The sequence below is a fragment of the Nocardia arseniciresistens genome, from assembly GCF_046764875.1.
GTDB lineage: Bacteria > Actinomycetota > Actinomycetes > Mycobacteriales > Mycobacteriaceae > Nocardia > Nocardia arseniciresistens.
The window spans coordinates 1-21,623 of record NZ_JBKORD010000008.1 but is presented as its reverse complement, the minus strand read 5'-3'; the positions used below and the strand labels follow the sequence as shown (position 1 = coordinate 21,623).

13 protein-coding genes are annotated in these 21,623 nt (G+C 65.4%); 7 read left to right on the top strand and 6 right to left on the bottom strand.

Features of this window, described 5'->3' with window-relative positions; genetic code table 11:
• Positions 1 to 15 precede the first annotated feature (15 nt).
• The 5 genes from ACLMAJ_RS15905 to ACLMAJ_RS15885 all read left to right on the top strand — a co-directional run bounded on the left by ACLMAJ_RS15905 (position 16) and on the right by ACLMAJ_RS15885 (position 13,116).
• Positions 16 to 1,431 carry a hypothetical protein gene (locus ACLMAJ_RS15905; protein WP_412014466.1) on the top strand — a complete coding sequence of 472 codons (1,416 nt, stop codon included), beginning with the start codon at positions 16 to 18 and terminating at the stop codon, positions 1,429 to 1,431.
• Between the two features lie 2 nt (positions 1,432 to 1,433).
• On the top strand, positions 1,434 to 1,877 hold the full coding sequence (locus ACLMAJ_RS15900) for a YbaB/EbfC family nucleoid-associated protein (RefSeq protein ID WP_412014465.1): 444 nt from the start codon (positions 1,434 to 1,436) through the stop codon (positions 1,875 to 1,877).
• 78 nt (positions 1,878 to 1,955) lie between these two features.
• Positions 1,956 to 3,632, top strand: a complete 1,677-nt coding sequence (locus tag ACLMAJ_RS15895; RefSeq protein WP_412014464.1) for a WXG100 family type VII secretion target — start codon at positions 1,956 to 1,958, stop codon at positions 3,630 to 3,632.
• On the top strand, positions 3,629 to 12,706 hold the full coding sequence (locus ACLMAJ_RS15890; RefSeq protein ID WP_412014463.1) for a hypothetical protein: 9,078 nt from the start codon (positions 3,629 to 3,631) through the stop codon (positions 12,704 to 12,706). Before ACLMAJ_RS15895 ends, ACLMAJ_RS15890 begins: the two co-directional genes overlap by 4 nt.
• Positions 12,707 to 12,822: 116 nt before the next feature.
• Complete coding sequence (locus ACLMAJ_RS15885; RefSeq protein ID WP_412014462.1) at positions 12,823 to 13,116, top strand: hypothetical protein; 294 nt, start codon at positions 12,823 to 12,825, stop codon at positions 13,114 to 13,116.
• On the opposite strand, the gene ACLMAJ_RS15880 is transcribed toward ACLMAJ_RS15885, so the two are convergent.
• The 3 genes from ACLMAJ_RS15880 to ACLMAJ_RS15870 form a co-directional block, all read right to left on the bottom strand.
• Positions 13,113 to 14,237, bottom strand: coding sequence for a lysophospholipid acyltransferase family protein (locus ACLMAJ_RS15880; RefSeq protein WP_412014461.1), 1,125 nt, complete (start codon positions 14,235 to 14,237; stop codon positions 13,113 to 13,115). The two genes, ACLMAJ_RS15885 and ACLMAJ_RS15880, sit on opposite strands and share 4 nt — an antisense overlap.
• 5 nt (positions 14,238 to 14,242) lie before the next feature.
• Positions 14,243 to 15,070: a GNAT family N-acetyltransferase gene (locus ACLMAJ_RS15875; protein WP_412014460.1), complete on the bottom strand. Its 828-nt coding sequence runs from the start codon at positions 15,068 to 15,070 to the stop codon at positions 14,243 to 14,245.
• Between the two features lie 282 nt (positions 15,071 to 15,352).
• Positions 15,353 to 16,618 (bottom strand): NAD(P)/FAD-dependent oxidoreductase, encoded by a 1,266-nt coding sequence (locus tag ACLMAJ_RS15870; protein WP_412014459.1) that lies wholly within the window; start codon positions 16,616 to 16,618, stop codon positions 15,353 to 15,355.
• A 111-nt stretch (positions 16,619 to 16,729) separates the two neighbouring features.
• On the opposite strand from ACLMAJ_RS15870, the gene ACLMAJ_RS15865 reads away from it, so the two are divergent.
• Complete coding sequence (locus ACLMAJ_RS15865; protein ID WP_412014458.1) at positions 16,730 to 17,587, top strand: LysR family transcriptional regulator; 858 nt, start codon at positions 16,730 to 16,732, stop codon at positions 17,585 to 17,587.
• 85 nt (positions 17,588 to 17,672) lie between these two features.
• Here the strand turns inward: ACLMAJ_RS15865 and ACLMAJ_RS15860 are convergent, their stop codons facing one another.
• The 3 genes from ACLMAJ_RS15860 to ACLMAJ_RS15850 are packed head-to-tail and all read right to left on the bottom strand — an operon-like array spanning position 17,673 to position 20,112.
• On the bottom strand, positions 17,673 to 18,434 hold the full coding sequence (locus ACLMAJ_RS15860) for an ABC transporter permease (protein ID WP_412014457.1): 762 nt from the start codon (positions 18,432 to 18,434) through the stop codon (positions 17,673 to 17,675).
• Entirely contained in the window at positions 18,431 to 19,444 is a 1,014-nt protein-coding gene (locus ACLMAJ_RS15855; protein ID WP_412014456.1) for an ABC transporter ATP-binding protein, read from the bottom strand. The genes ACLMAJ_RS15860 and ACLMAJ_RS15855 overlap by 4 nt, the downstream gene beginning before the upstream one ends.
• A 56-nt stretch (positions 19,445 to 19,500) precedes the next feature.
• Entirely contained in the window at positions 19,501 to 20,112 is a 612-nt protein-coding gene (locus tag ACLMAJ_RS15850; RefSeq protein WP_412014455.1) for a PadR family transcriptional regulator, read from the bottom strand.
• Positions 20,113 to 20,389: 277 nt separating this feature from the next.
• Here ACLMAJ_RS15850 and ACLMAJ_RS15845 point away from each other — a divergent pair, with 277 nt between their 5' ends.
• The gene (locus ACLMAJ_RS15845; RefSeq protein ID WP_412014454.1) at positions 20,390 to 20,902 is read left to right on the top strand and encodes a GNAT family N-acetyltransferase; all 513 of its coding nucleotides are present in this window, start codon (positions 20,390 to 20,392) and stop codon (positions 20,900 to 20,902) included.
• The last annotated feature ends 721 nt before the right edge of the window (positions 20,903 to 21,623 follow it).

Here is a 21,623-nt window from a genome sequence, read left to right as displayed (position 1 = left end):
AATGAGGAGGATCGCTTGGCGGAGGAAGCGCGCCGATCGACCGCCGAGCATCATCTGGCCGACGCCCTGGCCGCGTTCGGGCCGATGGGTTGGCAGCGGGTGGATGCGGTATTCGCGGTCACCGTGGCGGCCGAGGTCGGCCACCTCGTGTACTCCACAGGCGAGCAGATGATTTCGAGGTCACCACCGGAGTCGATGTTTGTCCTCGTCCGGGAGCAACGGGCGCTCGCGGCGCAGTCGAGTACCGGACCGTGGTGGCGAATGTTGTTGGTGCTGACCGACTCCGGTGCGATCGATATCGATTGCGACTACGGCGAGCGACCCTTCCCGCCCGGGCAACTGTTCGCGCCCGAGGCGTATCGCGCCGACCTCGAGACATATCCACGCGCCAGGGTGCCGGTGTGGCTGGCCGCGTACATCGGTCACCGCGACCGGCAACGGCGCACGCCGCGGCAAGCGGCGGCCCAAGCGCGCGCCGACCGGGTCGGCCAAGTGTGGGCCAGGCTGGCGGAGTACGAATTCCCACCGTTTCCGGTGATGTGGGCGCGCTGGGCGACGATTGCTGCGGCATTCGTCGCCGCCGAGTCGGATCGGGGTCCGCGCATGCTGCCATGGACCGGCGTATTCGAAGGCGCCGCACTCGATGGATCGACGTTGCACGCGCTCCCGGCCGGGCGGGCAGTGCTGTCGGGCGGGGTATGGAACGCCCCAGCCTTGGAGGCGGCCTACAACAACGGCGCGCCGATGCCGGATCTCTATGCGGGCGCACCGGATTGGGTCGCGGACCCGGTGCTCGATCCGCGCGCCGCATCCGGTTTGCTGTCGTTCTGCTACTGGTGGTACGAGGGGCATTGGTACCGCGGGGCGTCGCCGTCGGCACAGGAGTGCGCCATGGCCGTTCCGGGAGTGTGGACCAGGGACACGGTGCTGGATATCGTCGTCGGCCTGATCGGCAACGAACCGAATCACGATGCGCTACAGGCGATCGACAGACTGCTATCCGCCGCCGAGGTGGGCGCGGTGACGCATCGGGCGCTGGTCGATGTGTTCGGCACGGACGGACGCTTCGATATCGATGGCGCGCTGTTCCATTACTCGCTCGCCGGTTTGGCGCCGCCGGAGCCGGAGCCCCGACCAGCGGGCGAGGCGATCTCCCAGGTGCGCGACTACATCACCGGGCGCGGACTCGACACCACGGGATATCCGCTGGAGCACCTGGTCGCCGAACGGTTCAGCGTCGGCTGGATGGTGCACGTGCCGGTGCCCGAGGGGGACACCGCGATCGGCCGGGCGATCTTCTACCTCGGCGACGACGGTCTGCTGGAACAGTCATCGTCGTCCATCCCCGCTCCGGACTACATCGCCGAGTTCGAACAGCATTTCGCCGAACGCCACAGCGTGATCGGTATGGGCGAGACTCGGGAGAGGTAGCCATGGACCGATGGGAACGAGAAGGGTTGCGCTCCGCCAACTTCGGGATGCGCAACCAGGTCGACCACATCCTCGATACGCTCGCCGAACAACGCGCGCGTCTCTGTGAGGTTCAGCAGCAGCTGGACACGGTACGGTGCACCGCGACTTCGACGGACGGCCTGGTGGAGGTGACCGTCGACTCGGCCGGTGCGCTCACCGACGTACGGTTCACACAGGATGCCCTGCGCAGCACTGTCGAACAGCTGGGCAGGTCCGTCACCGAAGCCGGACGGGCGGCGGTCCGGCGCGCACACGAGCAGACCAAAGAGATCATCGCCCCGGTCGCCGCGGTCGCCGATGCGATGCCAGATCTGGCTGATCTGGTAACCGGAGCACCGAGCCTGCGAGAGCCGCTCGAGTTCGAAACCACTACCGACAGAACCATTCCCAGCGATAGTAATTGATGACGTCGAGCCGGTAGGATCTTCTGGCAGGAAGTCGCCTTCTCGATTCCACCGGTTCGGGTTGAAGGGTTACCCAGTATGGGTGAGTCGTTCGAGATCGATCCCGATCTCGTCCACACGCTGATTACCGAGCTCGCCACCATCGCCGACTCCGCACACCAGGATCTGGTCGAACTCCAGGATGCCCTGGCTCGCGAGGGCAAAGCCTGGGGTGACGACGAGCCGGGGCGGCAATTCGGCGACACCTATGAGCCGGCGGCGGAGAAGAGCCTCGAGGGTTACCAGAATCTGGTCGATAATCTGCGCGGTTTGGGTAAAGGGATTGCCGAGGCCGCCGATACGTTCAGGGACCAGGACGCGGACATCGCCCAACAGATCCGCGCGCCAGTCCAGCCGGGACTCACCTCGTACCCGTTGATATCCATCCAGCCGGATCGGGTTGGGGGTGGCGGCGATACGCCCCTATCCAGTGTGCCCCCAACCGATTTCGGCTCGAGCGCCGTAAGCGGGGACCGAACGCCGACTCCGGCGGGCGGCAGTGCTCCTACACCGTCTACCCAGGCAGACGGCCCCCCGAGTACCTATCCGGGCCCACAAGCCACCGACCGCAGCCCATTCGGCAGCCCATACCAGCAGTCGCCGAACGCCGATCCCCTCGTACCGGAGCCCTCGCAGGTCACACTGCCCCACAACAGCATGGGCACCCCGCCCGACGACGGTGCGAATGCCGTGCCGCTGCCGATCGCGAGCAACTCACCCCAGGTTGCTCCCACCACACCGCCCGCCGCCGCCACGGCCACACCGCGGCCGCCGGTTTCCGCGCCCCCCGGGACCTCCCCGGGCACGCCGTGGTCGAGAACTACACGTCCGCCGGTTGTGCAGCCGAGTCCATCCGGCACACCATGGGCGGGTGCCGGCGCCAATAATCGCCGACCGGGACAAGTCTTTCCGCCGTCGCCGACCGGTGCCAACCCAGCTCCGGCAAAGGCCGCCCCGCCGAGTCGAGATAAGAAGTCCCGCAAGAAGAAACGTAAATACGCCGACACGGCGGCTGCTCCGGTAGCAATCGACGCCGCGGCCCAAGAGGCCGCGCAAGCCCTTGCCGCTCGACACGGATTGCGGATCGCCGGATTCGATACCTCGAGCATCGGGGCGGACCTGGTCGTCCAGATGGCCGGGGCCGTAGACGATATTCTCGCCAAATACCCCTTCATCACCCTCGGCGGGATCGAGATCGCCGAACTCGGTGGCGGCGAAATATCCCGAGTAGCCCGAGATCGAGCCGATGGAGCGACGGGCGGCCGACCGTGGATCCTGCTCGACCGCACCCTTGTATCGAATCCGGCCAGAATCGCCGAAATTGTCTATGCCGCAATACAATCCGGAGATTCGGTGGCCGGGTCCGAGGAACGGCCGATGTATTCGACCATCGTCGGTGACCTCGGCCGGATCATGGAAGGGTCTGCGGGCAGGCAAACGAGGCGGCTGGCTCAGCGGTCCTTGATCACCGAATATCAGCGCATCAATGGCCCATGGGGCGGGGACGAGACACTGGCACGCGTCGTCGGTGGCTACCGGCGGTGGCGAGATCAGTTGAGCTGCCGCACCATCGTCGACGGACGCTTCCAGCCGCGCACGGCGTTGGTGGCGGCGTTCGCCGAGGTGGAGTTGTGTGGCGATGAGGCATGCGGTCCGGCGCGGGTGCTGTACCGACTGTTGGTGGAGAGCGCGAGAGGGCGGTCTGTGCCCCGGTGAATGACGACATCCCGGCCGGTTTCCCGGACTGGCTGACCCGCTGGGTAATCGGTCACTACCTGGAGGGTATCCCCAAGGACATCCGCAGCGCCGCCGATGCCTGGGCCCAAGCGGCCGAACGACTCGCCGTGACACTGGATGACCTGGAAAGACTCGCGGTAAGCCGAGCGGCCACCGCCATCCAGGGCCGCACCGGCGACGCGATCCGCAAACACGTCGACACCGAAATCCGCAATACCCGATCCCAAATCGAAGTCTCCAACGCTGTCGCCACCCTGCTCTACGACATCGCCAACTCGATCGAACTCCAGCAATACATCGTCAAGGGCATCGCGGCAGCGCTGCTCGCCAACGTCCTCATCAACATCGCCGCCCCGATGAAGAACATCAGCGACCGTATCAGCGCCGACATCGCCGCCAACACCGCCACCCGCGACGCATGTACCTGGATCCTCCAACGCGTTACCCTCTTCGCCGAACAATTCCCGAACATGGCACTCGCCCTGCGTGCCACCATCACCGGCGCGCTGTTCATGGGTGTCCCCATCGCCGGAGCCCAGTACGCCCAAATCGTCCAGGGTGAAGGCAAACCCACACACCGAACCCACATGAACTGGGGTGAAGTCGGGGCGGCCTCCCTCATCGGCAGTGTCGCCGGACTTGCCGGCTTCGCTGGCTTCCGTATCGCCGTACCCACCCTGACCGGCCTCGGCGCCGAGCGCACCCTGGCCAACGTGCTCGCTATCCCGATCGCGGGCGCCGCGGGCGGCGTCGGCGCCGCCTACTTCACAGAATCGTTCACCGGTCAGTCGGTCAACAAGGCCGAAGCGATCGGAATGGGCGTAGCCGGCAGCGCCGTCATGGGCCTCGGCGCGGTCATCCGCGCCGCTCGCGCCTCCTCCGCCGCCACCACACCCCACGAACTACCGTCCCGACTCGCTTCCGAACCTGTCGCCCGCACCGAGCACAGCCTGCCCGGCCGGAAAGCCGAGCACAGCCTGCCCGGCCAGAAATCAGCTCACGCCAATGACGGTCACGCGCCCCGACCACACGAAGAAACCATCGCCGAAATCAACCAGATCGGCGAAAGGGCAGTTGTCCGCCCCGACGACTACACCGGCCCCGGGCGCGAAGCAGCGATCAAATATGCCAACGAACGCGCCGAAACATCCAGTGGTCTCGGCAGATACAAAGAAGTCAGCATCGCCGATCTGCAACGCATGGCCGACGCCGAGGCCCTCCACCAACTCACCGGCGGCAGCCATGGCGAACGGGGAAGTTCACCCAATCCGGGAACCACCCGACCACCGGATTCGCCGCACAGCCCACCTTCATCACCCGCGTCCCCCGGAAACGCGCCGACCACAGCACGCGACTCGCGCGCCTGGGACGCGATATTCACCCAAACCCACCAGGGCGTCGGCGCATCCACGCGCACCGACGGCGCCGTTGCTCCGACCGGCCTGTCCCCGTCGCCCAGCCACCACATCCCCAAAGCCGAATTCCACAACAGCCAACCCGGTTCCGGCCAGATGAGTCTCTCCGGCATCGTCATCCACGCCGACCCGCATGCCGCCGGCGGCGCGAGCAACCAGGCACCAGGGTCGGTACTGACGTTGAATCCCCCTAGCCACGCGGACAAAAGCACTCACATAGCCACCACAGCAGACCTCGGCCCCACCGGTAATCGTCTGACAATCACCGTGGAACCGACCGTCTCGCAAGAGGGTCCACTGCCCGCCAACAGGGGCGGCGGGCCACGCGCGACCGGGTCAGGAGGTGGGCACGCCGAACCACTATCCGCCGACGGCGAACCGCCCCTCGTCGACGTCGGCTCCATCGACAACCTCAACCCATCGACGGGTAACACCCCTGCCGCACCGACGAGCCCGGGAAAGCCAGGAACCCCCGCGTCGGCGCCACACGCCACAGCCAATGCCACTCCACACGTAATACCCGATACGAAACCGACTGCCACACAGACGAACCCGGAAGCCGGTCCCACTGTCACCGCGCCCGCAACCGGCAAACCGCCCGCCATTGCACAAGCCAACCCACCACAGCTCCAAGCCGTCACCCCGACGGCGACCGCGCACGCGTACGGCGCGGGCGCCACTGCCCCGGCAGGCTCTGCGCCACCCGTTGTTCCCCCCATCGCCCCGAATCACACCACCGGCCCGAATACGCCTGCCGCACAATCCGGTTCACTACCAACGTCCTCGGGAACAGTCGCTGTTCCGACAACACATCCGGCCGGGCCGAACAACGCCCTACCGATAGCAGGTGCCGCGGCGGCAGCCGCCGCAGCACACCCTGGCAATGTCCAGAACAGCCCTGCTGTACAAGCGATCTCACCGGAGCCAGCCGCCGGTTCCGTGGCACCGAACGTGTCTGCACCCCGCAATGCCAATGATGTTTCGTGGACTTCGCCACCATCCCCCGCGACGTCGGCAGAGCAGGCCGACGACCGCGACCCCGGCAATCCCGAAGAGTTCCCCGATCGCATCGGAACGGTCGTCGAGAGCCCGATGCCCGCCCTCGTACCCGCCCAACCTCAGGTGGATGAGTTCCCGGACAAAAGACCCGAGGAGTTCGTCAAACCTCCTGGCACAACCTACAACCCCCGCCCCGGCGAACCGGAACCACCAGACGGCCCATCGAAAAGCACGATTCCGATCATCGAACACCCCTCCACCGAGGCCCTCCCGAAGAGCATCCCCGCCGTACCCCTCCCCGACCGACCGCAGACACCGAGCCGCGACACCCCGCTGCCCGGCGACAGCCCCACCCGAGACCGACAAAACCCCTCACCCGCCGCCAACCCGGTGCTTCCCCAACACCACCCGAACACGGTGACACCACACCTGCCCGCCGAATCCGACCGACCCAACGAAATCGACCCCCTTCCCAAATACGCCACCTATCCCGACCCGCGAACTCCCGGTGCACCACAACCGATTCCGAACGCCGACACCCCATTCGACCCCCACAGCACCAGCTACCTACCCGACCCCGCCATCCGCCCCACCACCGGCGGACTCCCGCCCACAGCACCCGCTGAACCGCCACCATCGGTAACACCGGTCCGCCCGTCCCCCATGATGGGCGGCAACGGGCCCGAGAATCCACGCAAGAAGCAGCCACCCGAAACACCTCCGACGCCGCAGCCACTCGCAACGCCTCCGTCTGCACAGCCACCTCCTTGCAAGCGTCCTCGTAAAAGGCCGCAGCCCCAATCGCTCCCACCTGTCATGGGGTCGACGAACGTCCCCGAGCCAGCACCGCATCCCGGGCAGCCGGAGCCCTCCGGCGACCGTGCGCAGAGCGAGCCCGATCAGGACTCGGGTCAGATGGCGCAGGCGCGCAACGCTATTCGCGAATCGCTCGATACCGACGCGGACGTCGCGGCCGCCGAAGCGATGATCGAGGCCCTGCTGCGGACTGCGGAAGGTACTGCGGTCATCTCGTGGCGGCACAGCGGGACGGGACCCACACGCGCGTTGCGGGTCGAGGTGGTCGACCAGAGTCAGATGCCGTCGGTACGTGATTTGCCGGACGAGGACACCGGGCTGGTCGAGTCGACCGATTCGGGTCGAGTCACCGAACTACTGGACACTTCGCGGGAGTGGGGCTTTCGGCTGGATACGGTGAACGGGAGCCGGACGAGATGGTTCGAAATCGCCACATCCACCGGGCAACCCGATCCGTCGCAAGCGACGCCCGAACCTGTTTTCAGGTTGCCACTCCCGCGCGGGCAGATTGAACACAACGTGCAGCGGGCGCGGAACGAGGTCGCCGAGTTCCTGCGACGGGCTACTCGACTGGACGAGGGCACAATCGCATCCGCTGTGCTCGCCGTATCGGAATTCGCGGGCAACGCGGCGACATACGCTGACGAAAGCGGTGCTGAGATATCCGTCAGCTTCGGCGAAGGTCGCGTACAGATCGGGGTCACCGACGGGTCTCGGGGGCTGCCGACATCACGACCCGAAGGCCACGTCGATCGATCCGACCAGGTCGAAGCGTCGCCCACGGTCGATAAGGCCGAACAGAACCGGCTCTTGGCCGAATTCGACACAGCAGCCTCGGAATCCGACGGCTTCGACCTGTCCGCCGCCGATCCGGCTCCGTCCGAACCGGGCCGCCCCGCACAGCCGGAGCCCGCTGAACCGGCTCCATCGGAAACCGAAGAACCGGCTCCTTTCTCTATGCGTGACCGCGCCGTCGGCGAGCACGGACGCGGCTTCGCGATCGTCATGGCCGAAGCGGTAGCGTACGGCGTCGATCTGGCGCCGAATGGACAAGCCGGCAAGAAAGTCTGGGTCGAGTACAGACTGCCTCCGACACCGGCCGGAGCCCATCCGGATGAGACAGCCGCAGCGGCGGTACGGAGCCTGCTCGCGAATGCGGGAGATCTCGATCCCGACCTCACCCTCGTATTCCATCCCGCTTCCACATCCGAAGGCCTGGGTACACCGGAGCACGTCGCGACCGTCGCGGCAGCCGTCGGCGACATGATGCGGGAGCGAGGGTGGCGGGATCCGAATCAGATCGAGGCGGCGACCGAGCTGGTCCGCCAGGCCGGGCTCAACGCGATTGCGTATATGGAGCGCTATGCCGACCTGATGCGGGAGGCCGATGTCAGGCAATCCGAACTGGACACGGCCCTGCGCGATATGACTGCGAGCCTGACACTGCGGATGTGCACGGACGCAAATTCCCGATCGCTGCATGTGTCGGTCGAGGTGAATCAACACCGTCCCGAGCGAGATCCCCGCATCGTAACGTTGACGTGGCCTGCGCCGCTGTTCAGCCATGACCAGATCGGAGCAGCGGTACGGGCACCGCTGGGCTCGGCCACCGAATCGAATGTCGAGCAGTGGGGTGAGGTTTGGGCCCGATTCGACGAGCCGAGTTCCGACAAGAGTGATATCGCCGTCACCGAGCCGCCGCCGCATACAGATCTGCACGCGAAGGCTCGGATCGTCCGAAAGCTGTACGTCGAACACCACATTCGTGTGCTGGGGTGGGAAAATCCGGATGTCCCTGTGTGGGCCGTCGATTCCGTCGACCGCGCGCTGCGAGACCGGATGGCCGAACTCGGCGGCCGGTTCGCCCTGCGGCACGTACGGTTCGGCGAGATCAACGCGGAATATGGTCTGACCGAGTCGTTCGGAACCACGACTTCCGATGCCAAGGATCATTACTCGTGCATCACACTCTCCACCGGAATGTTCACCGATCCGGAGGTGGCGCGACGATGGGAGCAGCGCCAATCGAGCCACTTTCTTGCGCGGTCGCCCGAGGACATGGTCTATCAAACGACCCATCACGAGTTCCTCCATGTGGTGGCCGGCGATAGCGACTGGATGCTCCATGACGAGGCGCCGGCGATGCTGCGGGCGGCCTACCGGCTTTACGCCGCCGAGGGCCTGCTGCCTGGTATTGGATTCGACGAATGGCTGGCCTTACTCCCCGACTACGTGTTCGTGAATGCCAATCCCCGGACCCAGACGTTCGACCCGGTCGAGGGGATGCCGGAGGGGGCAAGAGCTGGTGCGGTCGAATCATCGTTGCCGCTGACCGACCCGGCACGGATATTGCACTGGCTGACAGTGACCCGTGATGGGTCCTCACCGGCGCAGACCTTCGCGCGGTGGGCGAAGATGCAGGCCGCCGGTGATCTGGACGGACGGGAATTGTCGCTGCTTTTGCAGGATTTCGCGGACGTAACCGGACGCGCCGACATCGTGACAACTGCCCATCCGCGCGCAGGGCGCACGACCGGCGACGTGCTGGAGGCCGTAACCGGCGGGCAATTACAACCTTTCACCAGTACCGGCGAGATCCATGCCCAGTTGCGGAATTGGTTGAGGTCGTTGGCCAGCGAAGCCGACAGGCACAGTCACGGTATGTCGGCGCTCGTAGTCGAGCCGCCGAGTCCGGGGCAACCCGACGGCCGCGCCTACTTGCTGGTCCGGCGCGTCACCGGCGAGGAGAGTGTCCGGATCGAGCTGCGAAATCCGGCCACAGGTGTGCTGCTTGCCAATCACGTGCCGACAATCGGATCGCCAGAACTGCCCGGTGCGCTGGCAATGTTCTTCGACCCGTCCGGTGCGCCGGTGCGGCCCGAGACCGTTGGCGCTGGGCAGACGCGGCGCCGCGAGGCGAGGGGAGCGATGCCCATGGGAGCAGCCGAGATCGCGGCCGCGCTCGGCATCGGCGAGCGACAGGCACAAGACTTGGCGGACCCAGCAGTCAAGCTGCCACCCGGCGGTCTGCCGCTCGGCGTGATCACCAGGTTCGGCCCCGGGGATGCCGGACACCCGAACGATCCAGGGCCGAACCAACCGCCCGACCACACGGCGGCACCGCTCACCCCGCCGACGACAGCGGCCGACGCACCTCCGGTAGGCAGCCGGGAATGGCTGGCCGCGCAGTTGCGGCAGGCCGCGAACGGGGTTCAGGAACGGGCTTGGAACACGTTGGTGGAGCAGACGGCCAATATGCCGTTCGGTGTCGAGGAGGTGCTCTCCGGGGAGTACCGGCGCTATCTCGACGACCCGGATAAGTTGGCGGAATTCACAGCGGCGACATCCGGCCTCGGGTTCACCGAGCGCCTGTCGTTGGTCGCGGTACTCGAACAGGCGGCGGCCAAGCATCGCGCGGCCGGTTTGCCGATCAGCGTCAGCTCGGGCAGTCACACCGCGAACGTGATACCGGTCATCGCCGCCCCAGAGAATCTCGACCCCGTCGCAGCCGGATTGCTCATCGCGGACGTCATCGAAGCACAGCTACTCGGCAAACAAGCGATCTGGGCCAGCGGAAAGCTGCATGCCGACTTCCACGAATTCGATCGTTGGGCACTGACATCCGCGCAAGGTTCAAAACCGCCGGGGCTCAGCCCGAAGATCGTGATGAATTGCATCAAGTTGCCGCTGTATGCCAGCGCTCTCGGGCACGTCATCGATCACAGCTACCTCCAGTCGTACATCCGATTCGAATCGTGGAATAACGCAACTGTTGCGGCGGCGGATGGCCCGGACTTCACATGGCTCGACGGCACGGAGATCTACGAAGAAGAGATCGAGCAACACAGCAGGCTCTGTCGTCTGGCCCTCGCGCCACACGACACCCGCGAATATCGCGCCGACGATCCGAACACCCCGCTGCCCAACCGTGGCGACTTGGTCTATGTCTATGAATTGAGCCACGTAGCGGTCGCCACCGGCGAATTGGGGCCCGACGGCTCTCCGGCGCTATTCACCTTCTGGCCATACACGTCTTGGCCGAGGGCGGAGACCGTCCGGATATCGACCGTCAATGCCGAGCTCGCGGCGCTTACCGACGCCAAGATGCAGTCCACAGCTAGGAACGATCCGGTCAAGGTCACATTCGGACCCGGCCCGTGGGGGCGCGGCGGCACGAAATACCAGCCCGAGCTCGAGGAGTGGCTGCGAAGGCACCCCAGCGCGACCCCAGCCGAGCCGGAGACACCCACCAACGAGACCGGCGCGCCTCCACCGCAAACCAAGGCATCAAGCCCATGGAGCAACCCCAGGTCCTCGACTACGCACACCCGATCCGCTGCACCCGAAAACAACGCGCCACCGTCTCATGGCGCACAACAGGGTGCTCGCCCCGCCGCACAGGCCGAGGGCAATCGGACCAGTGGACCGACACCCTGGAACCGAGCCGCCCCTGGGCCGACACCAGGTGCGCCGCCGACGCCGACGGCGCACACCGATAGCCGCAGCCCCGCTGGCCCTCCTGCCGGACGCGACACCCCCGCCTTTGCCGACAGCGCGGCCGTCGAGCTCAGCGTCGAGCCCGATGCGGACTTGATCCGGCACGTGCTGCCCGCCGAGGTGCACACCACAGAAATCGTCGGGCACGAGCACCGTCCCACGCTGAACCTGCGGCGCTGCATCGAGCGAGCGCTAGGAGATGTCGGACTGGCGGACGTCTCCATCCCGATAGGACCGAACGGCGAGCCGCGATGGCCGAGCGAGCTGGTCATGGCTACCACTCAGACGACCGATTACACAGGCGTCGCCATCACCACAGCGGGAACGATTCGAGCCATCGGTCTCGACGCCAAGAATCATGTCGCCGTGCCACCCGATCGGATGCTCAATACGACTCTCCCGCAAGAACGTTCCCGCATGCGCGCCCTGACCGACACGCACCCCACAGTGCATTGGGACCAGGTACATGCCTCCGTCAAAGACAACGTCCTCGACCTGTGCTTCCGTTTGACCGGACATCCCCTGCGACACAACCAGGTGGAGGTCGTACTCGCCCCTGGCGCCGATGTCGAGACCGGCACCTTCGAGGCGCGACTCCCAGTCGGCGCACCAGCAGTATCCGATCCTTCGCTATCGACACTATCTGGCGGCTTCCACATCCATGACGGCATGGTGGTCACGGGAATCACGCTGCGACACCCGGGCGACGCGGTCGAGGGCGAACGTGGTGAGACCGGCGGAGATCAGCGCGAGAATCCGGGGCTGGTGGGGGAAGAACCGCACCCGGCACCATTTGTACTGGATGTCGACCAGGGACGTTCGGCCCGCGGCGACTCGAATACAGCCATACCCTGGCGGTCATCCCCGCAGGGCATTATCGGGCCCGACGGATTGAACCCCGCCATCTTTCATCACCACCACCGAACAGTGAATCGGGCGACCCCGAACAAAATAGGCAAAAGCACAATGTGCCCGAGCCTTCGGCGGAATCCCCAGATGCTCCGGAGCCTTCCACCACGGCGAATACTTCCAGTGTCGAACCAACAGGAGGCGACACGTTCGCACTGGGTGGCTTGGCCGGCGGCGGCGCGCTGGCGCTATGGGGACACCAGCCTGCCTCCGCATCTCTCGCCGTCGGCTTCGGCGCCCTCACGGCCTGGTCCGTCCTGCAGCGCCTCTTCGGACGTGATAGGGCCCGGAAACTGCTGGACTCCATCAACCAAACAGCCGAAGCGACCTGGGCGCTCGGCCTCAACGAGGGAATCAAACCCAAACGACGACAAAAGAACTGGACTGACCTCAGGGACGCCATCGCCACCCAACTGATCGAAACCCATCTCGACCCTGACACCGACGACCCGCTCGCCCACGTCCTCGACAAGGTCGAGAATCCCGGAAACAAGGTCGACACCGTCGTCATCCTCGTCGACTACGGCAAGCACATGCACTCCTACACCGTCACCAATGTCGGCGGCCGCATCGTCATCTTCGACACCAACATCGCCAACCACGACGACAACGACCCCGACGACCCCGAACGCATCCCCCGCGTCCGCACCCGCGAGGAATGGCAACAGTCCCACCCCCGCGACATCGAAAAGGCGTACATCGCCGAACTCGCCATCGACGACGACAACAACCTCACCAACCTCCACCCCATCCGGCCCAACCAAGCGACCCCACGCAAAAAGGGCAAACTCAAAGGCTTACCCGACAACAACGACGATGCTGCTTAGCCGCCGGACGGATCTTCGCGGCGGCGCGTGAGCTCGGCTACTCCGGCGCCACGTTCGCGAGAGCCGGTGGCCGCCCTCTCGCGCGCATCGGTCGCTGTTCCGGAGACTGTCGCGTCGCCGCGGCGACCGGAGCTACGCCGGAATGGACGCAGCCGTCGCGCCGGTCGCGCCGCCACCTCCGGCATATCCGCCGCAAGCTCCGGATCCTGCACCCGGGTAGCACCCGCCTCGATCCATTCCCGGACAGCAAGCACACCGTGGCGCGACTGTTCGGTCCCGCGCACTGCCAGTTCGCAGCGACGGGCCAGATCGCGCCGGTCGATGCTCGGGTGCTCCAATGGCTCGAGTACCACCTCGACCACCATCCCCTTGGACCTGAGTACTCGCTTCGCGGAACTGCCGAAGGTGTCCGCGCCGACGAATCCGGGGACCGTGCACTGCGTACCGTCGCTGTTCACATACCGCAGGCGCACCGGCTGCACCGAGGTGCCGGTGTCCACCGCGGCCTGAAAAAGCGCGGGCCGCAAGGTGCCGTAGGCACGACCGCACCAGGTGGTCCCCTCGGGGAAGACCGCGACTCGGTCACCGGCCGCGAGCCGTTCGCCGAGGCGGGCGACCACGCCGGGCAGTTCGCGCAGCCGCTCGCGTTCGATCGGGATGACACGCATCAGCTTCGCCAGGCCGCCGAGTACCGGCCAATCGACCATGTCCGCACGCGCCACGAATCCGAGCGGCTGCACCGCGGCCAGCACGACCACGTCGGTCCAGCCGATGTGACCGGCGACGATCAGCACGCCCTCGCCGGAGTCGGCGAACCGCACGTCCGACGACGCGACGCCCGCACCGGAGGTGGTCACCCGATTGTCGACAACACGCAATTGCATGCCGAGACAGCTCAACACCATTCGCGCGTAACGCCGCTGGAGATACTCGCGCCTACCGCGCGGGGTGATGACGTTCGCGACCGGAAAACTGACAAGCAACCCGGCGGCGCCGAGCAGCCTGGCAATGACCCGGCCGGTCCCTACCTCATCGATCTGCTCGATGCAGCCGGGCCCGCATGGGCTCGACGGCATCCACGCGTGCGCGGTGCTCTGTGCGGGCGGCGCGTCGAACACCATTTACCTCACCGTCCCCCGTCGAGTGCGTTCGCGGCGTCTTGTAGTCGGTTCAGGTAACGGGTGTTGATGGTGTCCAGGCCGAGCAGCGCGACGAAGTCGGCGACCGCGAAATCGGGATCGTGGGCGGGCTCGCCGCAGATCTCCGCGCCGAGACGCAGGTAGCCGCGCAGCAGAGGCGGCAGCTTGGGCCGCGACGGCGGCTCCATTTCGTCGAGGGAGAGTCCGTCGACGACCACCGGTCGGTAGGGCAGCACCCGCCGCTCCGGATCGGATCCGTGCCTACCCAGCAGCATGTCCCTGACTCCACGCACGTTCACCCCTGCCGGGTCGGCTGGGGTGTCCTGCATCGGCACCGACACACAGCCCATCACCCATTCGTATCCGGTGAGCTGGATGTAGTGCAGGATGCCCGCCCACATGAGGGTGAGCACTGAGCCGTTGCGGTGATCGGGGACCACGCAGGCGCGGCCCATCTCCACAATCCGGTTACCGTCGGGATCGAGCTGGGTGAGATCGAATTCGGTGGCCGTGTAGTAGCCGCCCGCCGCAATCACCTTGTCCGGCGGCAGCATTCGGTAGCAGCCGACGAACTGCTCGGTCACCTCGTCGTGGACGAGCAGGTGATCGCAGTGCTCGTCGAATCGGTCGGCGTCCAGACCGGTCCCGTTGTCGGGGATCTGAAAGCCTGGTTCGCTCGCGAACACGCCGTAGCGCAACCGCTGCGCCGCTACGCGATGCTCGGCGTCGGACGAGACAACCAGCGAATACCGGGACCGCTCCATCCCGGATTCCGTCTGTCGAGCCGGTGCAGTCAACACGGACGAAATAGTCATATCCGTGATGAAGCCAGTCCGAAACTGCGGCCGAGCAACCTCGAAGTGTCGCGTCGATGCAGACCAGATGAACGAGACGACGAGCTCGACCGCCTCCCCGCGTCTTCAGGCCAAACTCAGGCGCGGGAATAGTGACGTTGGCGGCCAGCGGTGGCTTGGTAGATCAGCTAGCCGGTACCCGGTGAGTTACCCATGTCCTCACGAAATCACGGGTGGCACTCCACTCGAAGATGACGAACCGCGCTCCTTCCTCGTGTCAGGAGCGCGATTCTCACGGATAACTCAGGCGGCGGTACGTACCGGAATTCGCACCGGCGTCTGCTCCACCTCGTCGAAGCCGGGACGGCCCGAGCCGATAAACGCGACGAGCCACGAGGCCACCGCCGCGAACCGGTTGCGGAAGCCGACCAGGTACAGCAGGTGCACCGCGAGCCACATGAACCAGGCGATCACACCGCGGAAGGTGATGCGGTCGTTCAGCTTCACCACAGCGCTGAACCTGCTGATCACCGCCATGCTGCCCTTGTCCCAGTACTTGAACGTGGTTCCGGGCCGCTTCTTGCGGCGGATGATGTCGGCAGCGTGCCTGCCCTCCTGCATGGCGACCGGCGACTGCCCCGGGTAACCGTTGAGCGAGGTCATGTCACCGATGGCGTAGATGTCGGCGTGCCCGCCGACGGTGAGGTCGGGGTTGATCAAAAGCCTTCCGGCCCGGTCGGTCTCGACGCCGGTGGCCTCGGCGAGGACGGTCGCGAATCCGCCGACCTGCACCCCCGCCGACCAGACGACGGTTTCCGCCGCGATCCGGCGCTCGACGCCATCGGTGTCCTTGACCGTCACCTTGCCGAGCTCGATGTCGGTTACGAAGGTGCCGAGCATGACCTCGACACCGCTTTTGGTGAGCGACTTCTTCGCGTATTCGGAGAGCCCACCGCCGAAGGGCGGAAGCACCTCACCCGCGCCCTCCACCAGGGTGACCGAAACTTCCTGGTGGTAATACCTTTTCGCGAGTTCCTTCAGCTGGCCCGCGACCTCGACACCGGTCGCGCCCGCGCCGACGACGACGAAGCTGAGCAGCCTGCGCCGTGTTTCCTCATCCGCACCCTCGGCCTCGGCGAAGACCCGTTCGATCTGGGCGCGAAGCAGTTTCGCGTCGTCGATGGTCTTGAGCGAGAAAGTCTTGTCGGCGAAGTCGTCGCGCCCGAAGTAGGACTGCGAAGCGCCGGTGGCGGCGATCAGCGAGCCGTAGCGCAGCTGCCGACGCACCCCCTCGTGCTCATAGGTGAGCACCGCGGTGGCAGGCTCGACGCCGACTACCTTGCCGAGTCGGACGTCGGCTTCCCTGTGTCGCCGCAGCACCGTGGCGATCGGCGGCGCGATCTCATCGGAAGCCAGCACACCCGTCGCGACCTGATAGAGCAGTGGCTGGAAGAGATGCTCCGGCGTGCTCGAGATGAGTACGTAGTTGATACCCGATTTTGCCAACTGCTTAGCGGCGGCAAGCCCACCAAATCCCGATCCAACGATGACTACATCTGCGTGTTCCATGTCAGCCTCCTTCTCTCATTACCAACCGTCATTCGAAGCGCAGATATTTCACGTGTTCAGGCGCATAATGAATATGACTCTTATCTTGATCGCTCATGAATTGGAGATGACGTGGAGCTTCGCCAGCTCACCTACTTCGTCGCTGTCTGCGAGGAACTCAGTTTCAGCAAAGCGGCCATCCGCTGTTACATCTCCCAGTCGGCGATCAGCCATCAGATCGCCCGGCTCGAGCGCGACCTCGGCGTGCAGCTCTTCGAGCGCTCGACCAGGGCCGTCGTGCCGACCGACGCGACCATGCGGCTACTTCCCCTTGCTAAACAGATGCTGAGCCTGGAGTCCGCGATCCGTGCCACGGTGCGCACATCGGGCCACCGCATCCGGCTGGCCGCCAACATGTCCTTCGCCACCCGATCGCTGTCCGCGATCGCGGGCGCTCGCGCCGCCCACCCCGACGCCGAGATCGAGTTCGTCATCAAACCGTTCCGCCAGCGGATCACCGCGGTGGCCGACGGTGACTGTGATATGGCGCTCATCCGCGGCAGCGTCGACCAACCCGGGCTGGCCGTCGAGCAACTCTGGGTCGAGGATCTGGTGATCGCCACCTCGAGCGGACATCCACTGGCCACACGCGAGGAAGTCACACTCGCCGAGCTGAGCCCCTATCCACTGCTGCTGCCACCTGAGCAGGAACAGGTCTTGCTGCACACCATCATTCGAACGGCGTTCGCCGACTTGACGACCGGCCCGACCTTCGGGCCACCGATCCCGCCCGACCACACCGCGACCATGGAACTGATCAACCGCACCGACGCATGGACAGTGCTCTACGCCGACAGCCCTACCGAAGGATTGGTAGTGCTACAGCTGACCGAGCACCTCCTACGCATTCCGGTATCGGCAGTTCTGCGCAGCGATGCCCGCCGCTCCCCCACGCTCACCACGCTGCTCACCGCTCTGCACCGCCGCTGACTCCATTCACCAGGAATAACGTTCGGACGCGACAGTGACTTCAGGCGGACGCACCTGTGGCGCGTCTGCGCCGCTACTCAGTGGATCAGGCATTCTCCCGAGCGAAGCTGCGGGCACCGATCACCATCAACACCACCGCGACCAGCACAGTGACTCCACTACCGAGGTAGACCTCCGACGTATCGAAGTCGCCGCGGAACATCGCCCGCGCCGCATCGACGGTGTGCGAGAACGGATTTGCCTTGGCGATATTCTGCAACCATGTCGGCCCGAGACTCATCGGCAGCAGAATCCCCGAAAGCAGCATCAACGGAACAGTGATGGCGTTGAGCACCGATGCCAAGGTGTCCTCCGCGCGGGCCCATAGGCCGAGCGCATAGGACGCCGAGGCGAGTCCTGCGGCCATCACCGCGATCAACAGCACCGACGCGAACGATCCCAGTGCGTCGGGCCGCAATCCGAAGGCCAGCATCGCCACCGCGACCAGGACCAACGCCTGCACGATCAGCACGACCATGTCCTTAAGGACGCGCCCGAGCAGCAGCGCACCCCTACTCGCCGGAGTGACCCGCTGCCGCTCCACGACACCCGCGCGCAAGTCCATCACGATGGAGAAGCCCGTGAACATGGCGCCGAAGAGCCCGATCTGGATAACGAGCGCCGGTGTCAGCACCTTCCACGGGTCGGTGTCGGGACCGAGTGTGGCCGCGATGCCCTTGACCAGCGGACCGAACAGCACCAGGTACAGGATCGGCTGCGACAGACCGATCAGTACCCAGACCGGGTTGCGCAGATTCGAGCGGAGTTGGGACCAGAAGATCAATCCGGTTTCGCGCATGAACCTCATGACCGATTCCCTTCGCGCAGTGAACGTCCCGTGATGGTGAGGAAGACATCGTCGAGGCTCGGGCGCTTGACGGTGAGTGCGCCGGGGGTGATGCCGTGCGTGTCGAGGGCGTGCAGCAGCGGGACGACCGCGGCGTCGCCCCGTTCGACGGTGAGGTGCAGGATCGCGATTCCGGCGCGGTCCCCTTCGGCACGCACCAGCGAGCGCACATCTAGTACCGATCGGGCGATTTCGAGCGCGAGATCTGCTCTGTCATCGGCGATTTCGAGGCTGACGACATCACCGGAGATGCGCCGCTTGAGCTCGTCGGGTGCGCCCTCGGCGACGATGCCGCCGTGATCCATGACCAGCACACGATCACACAGCGCATCGGCCTCCTCCAGATAGTGAGTGGTGAGCACGATGGTCGTGCCCTGCTCGCGCAGGCGACGGATGTGCTCCCAGAGGTTTGCCCTGCTCTGCGGGTCGAGGCCGCTGGTCGGCTCGTCGAGGTAGATCAGCTTCGGCCCGTGCACCATGCCGAGCGCGATGTCGACCCTGCGACGTTGGCCGCCGGAGAGCTGCCCGCACTTGCGTCGTTCGAGCCCGTCGAGTTCGAGCGCCGCGATCAACTCTGCCGCACTGCGGGTCGCTGCCGGCTTGGTCAATCCGAACAGCCTTGCCTGTAGCACTAATTCGTCGATGACCAGCTCACTGTCGTTGGTCATGCCACCCTGGGCGACGTAGCCGATCCGCGAGCGCACGGCGCGCGACTCGGTGCGCAGATCCGCATCGGCGATGGTCGCCGCGCCCGCGGTGGGTGTGATCAGGGTGCTGAGCATCCGCAAGGTCGTGGTCTTGCCCGCACCGTTGGGTCCTAGTAGGCCGAGGACCTCGCCCTCGTGGACGTCGAAGTCGACGCCCGTAACTGCTTGCACGGGAACAGCTTTGGTTTGAAAGGTGCGGGACAGCCCGCGAACTCGGACCACCGAGGTCGCGGTGCGGTCACGCACCACATCGATCGTTTCCATACCGGCAACGGTAGGAACGATCGACTAAATAGTCAAGCTTTACTATTCATGATTGATCATTTGATGGCGTCGGGACCACCGTTCGCCCGCGTCGACCAGACGTCCAGCTGACCGCTCTCGATACGCTCCAATGTCTTTCGCGACCAGGTCAGATCCGCCCTGACATGATCGGCCGCCAACCGCATCGCGTCCGCAACGTGATACGGCTCGAACTCCGTCGGATCACCGGTGCCGTCGACGATTCGATGCTCCTCGCGCTCCAGAAAGACCAGATCCGACTCGTACTTCAAAATCCGTCCGCGCATCGCGGCGACGACTTCGTCCTTCGGCAGATACGGCATCAACGCCACCGCGGCGTAGTACGGATTCTTCGGCTGCTCCGAGGTCCATATCGCCTCGCGCAGCATGTCCCTGAACGACTTCTCCCCCTCGGTGGTCATCCGATAGGTGGTCCGCTCCGGCCGCGCGCCCTCCTGACCCACCCCCTCCACCGCGATGAGACCGTCGCGCTGCAACGTGTTCAGCGCCCCATACACCGAACCGGGCTTCACATTCGCCCACTCGTCCGCATGCCAGGACAACAACTCCCGCCGAACGTCATAACCGTGCACCGGCTGGAACAGCCGCACGATGGCGAGCACCAGCATCCGCGTCGTAGGAACAGCCATATTCGCAGGTTATCGCATGCGTGGATGACCTGAGCACAGGCGGTGAGCGGCGAAGGTGGACATGGGTTTCCGGGTCGCGCGGCAGCCAAGGGCGAATTGAAATGCTTTGCCCGCCCGTGCGAACGTTGCTATCGTCACGCCAGCGCGAAATGCGCGTGAGCACGTGACAAGGAGGGTGATGAATATGGCCGCCGTCGGCCTTTATCAGCATGTCCTTGTCCGGCCCGCGCGATAGCGGAGCGCGGTCCGGAGTCTTCCGAACAATCAGGAGTGACTCGTGACTTCCTCTTCACAACCAGCCCGGATCGATCTGACCACCGACCGCCTCGTTCTCCAGCTTTGGACGATGTCCGACGCCACCGCCGTCCTCGGCAACACTGGATCGGCGCAATGGGCCGCCGACTTTCCTACCGAAGGCGACCGCGTCATCGCAGGCCTGTTCGACCAGCACCCCACGTGGCTCGGCGAATATGGCCACCGCCTGATCATCGAACGTGACAGTAGTTTGGTGGTGGGCTCGATCGGCCTGTTCTGGCCGCCAAGCGAGGGCGCCCTGGAAATCGGTTACGGCATTGTGGCTTCCCGCCGCGGCCGTGGATACGCCTCTGAGGCCTGCGGTGCATTATCGGAGTTCGCGCTCACCGCACCCGGCGTCCATACCGTGTTCGCCAATGTCGAGCTGACCAATCCTGGCTCTGTCCGCGTGTTGGAGAAGGCGGGCTTCCATCGATGGGCCACTGAGGAGAACGCGGCTCGATTCCGGATCACGAGACCAGACCGCATTCGGTGACCTGATGGGGGCCGGGGAAATACTCGGCCCCCATCAGTCGGCTCATGCCGATCGGTGGCGATACTCTCGCTGCAATTCACCTCGCCACGGCCGTGTACTACTCGCTGAAGATCCCAGGACGCTCGGGGCGGAGCGTGGGCACCCGCCTTTCGACAGAAAGGGTTCGAGAACGTCACCACAGCCAGTCCTCGCGCTGGATGCTGCGTGCCTGCCTGCACGGGGTGCGGAAGAGAAGGTCGGGGACCTCACCCGACATGCTCAGCACCGCTCGGTTATCCGCTGGGAAGTGAGATCTGCTCCCGGGCGGGGAACGCTGCGGAAGTGTTGGCTGGCATCTTTGGGGGCGTTTGGTGACGTTGGAGTGGTTGGGCTGCGGTTTGGGGTGGTGGTCGCGCAAAGACTCATCTGGAGTACTGCCCCGGGCGGGTTGGGTTCGTCGGGCTGGTGTTGGGTTCGTCGAGATGGTGTTGGGTTCGCCGGGCTGGTGTTGGGTTCGCCGGGCTGGTATTCGGTTCGTCGAGCTGGCATTCGGTTCGTCGAGCTGGCATTCGGTTCGTCGAGCTGGCATTCGGTTCGTCGAGCTGGCATTCGGTTCGTCGAGCTGCGGTTTGGGGTGGTGGTCATGCACAGACTCATCTGGATTACTGCCCCGGAATGGGTTGGCGTTCAGTGGTTTTACCGGAAGTGGTGCTGGGCGCGTCAGGTGCGGTACCCGGCCTTC

Excerpts from the sequence above, each read along its gene's own strand:
- ACLMAJ_RS15900 (WP_412014465.1), top strand. The coding sequence starts at position 1,434 with ATGGACCGATGGGAACGAGAAGGGTTGCGCTCCGCCAACTTCGGGATG.
- ACLMAJ_RS15895 (WP_412014464.1), top strand. The coding sequence starts at position 1,956 with ATGGGTGAGTCGTTCGAGATCGATCCCGATCTCGTCCACACGCTGATT.
- ACLMAJ_RS15885 (WP_412014462.1), top strand. The coding sequence starts at position 12,823 with ATGCACTCCTACACCGTCACCAATGTCGGCGGCCGCATCGTCATCTTC.
- ACLMAJ_RS15880 (WP_412014461.1), bottom strand. The coding sequence starts at position 14,237 with ATGGTGTTCGACGCGCCGCCCGCACAGAGCACCGCGCACGCGTGGATG.
- ACLMAJ_RS15875 (WP_412014460.1), bottom strand. The coding sequence starts at position 15,070 with ATGACTATTTCGTCCGTGTTGACTGCACCGGCTCGACAGACGGAATCC.
- ACLMAJ_RS15870 (WP_412014459.1), bottom strand. The coding sequence starts at position 16,618 with ATGGAACACGCAGATGTAGTCATCGTTGGATCGGGATTTGGTGGGCTT.
- ACLMAJ_RS15860 (WP_412014457.1), bottom strand. The coding sequence starts at position 18,434 with ATGAGGTTCATGCGCGAAACCGGATTGATCTTCTGGTCCCAACTCCGC.
- ACLMAJ_RS15855 (WP_412014456.1), bottom strand. The coding sequence starts at position 19,444 with ATGGAAACGATCGATGTGGTGCGTGACCGCACCGCGACCTCGGTGGTC.
- ACLMAJ_RS15850 (WP_412014455.1), bottom strand. The coding sequence starts at position 20,112 with ATGGCTGTTCCTACGACGCGGATGCTGGTGCTCGCCATCGTGCGGCTG.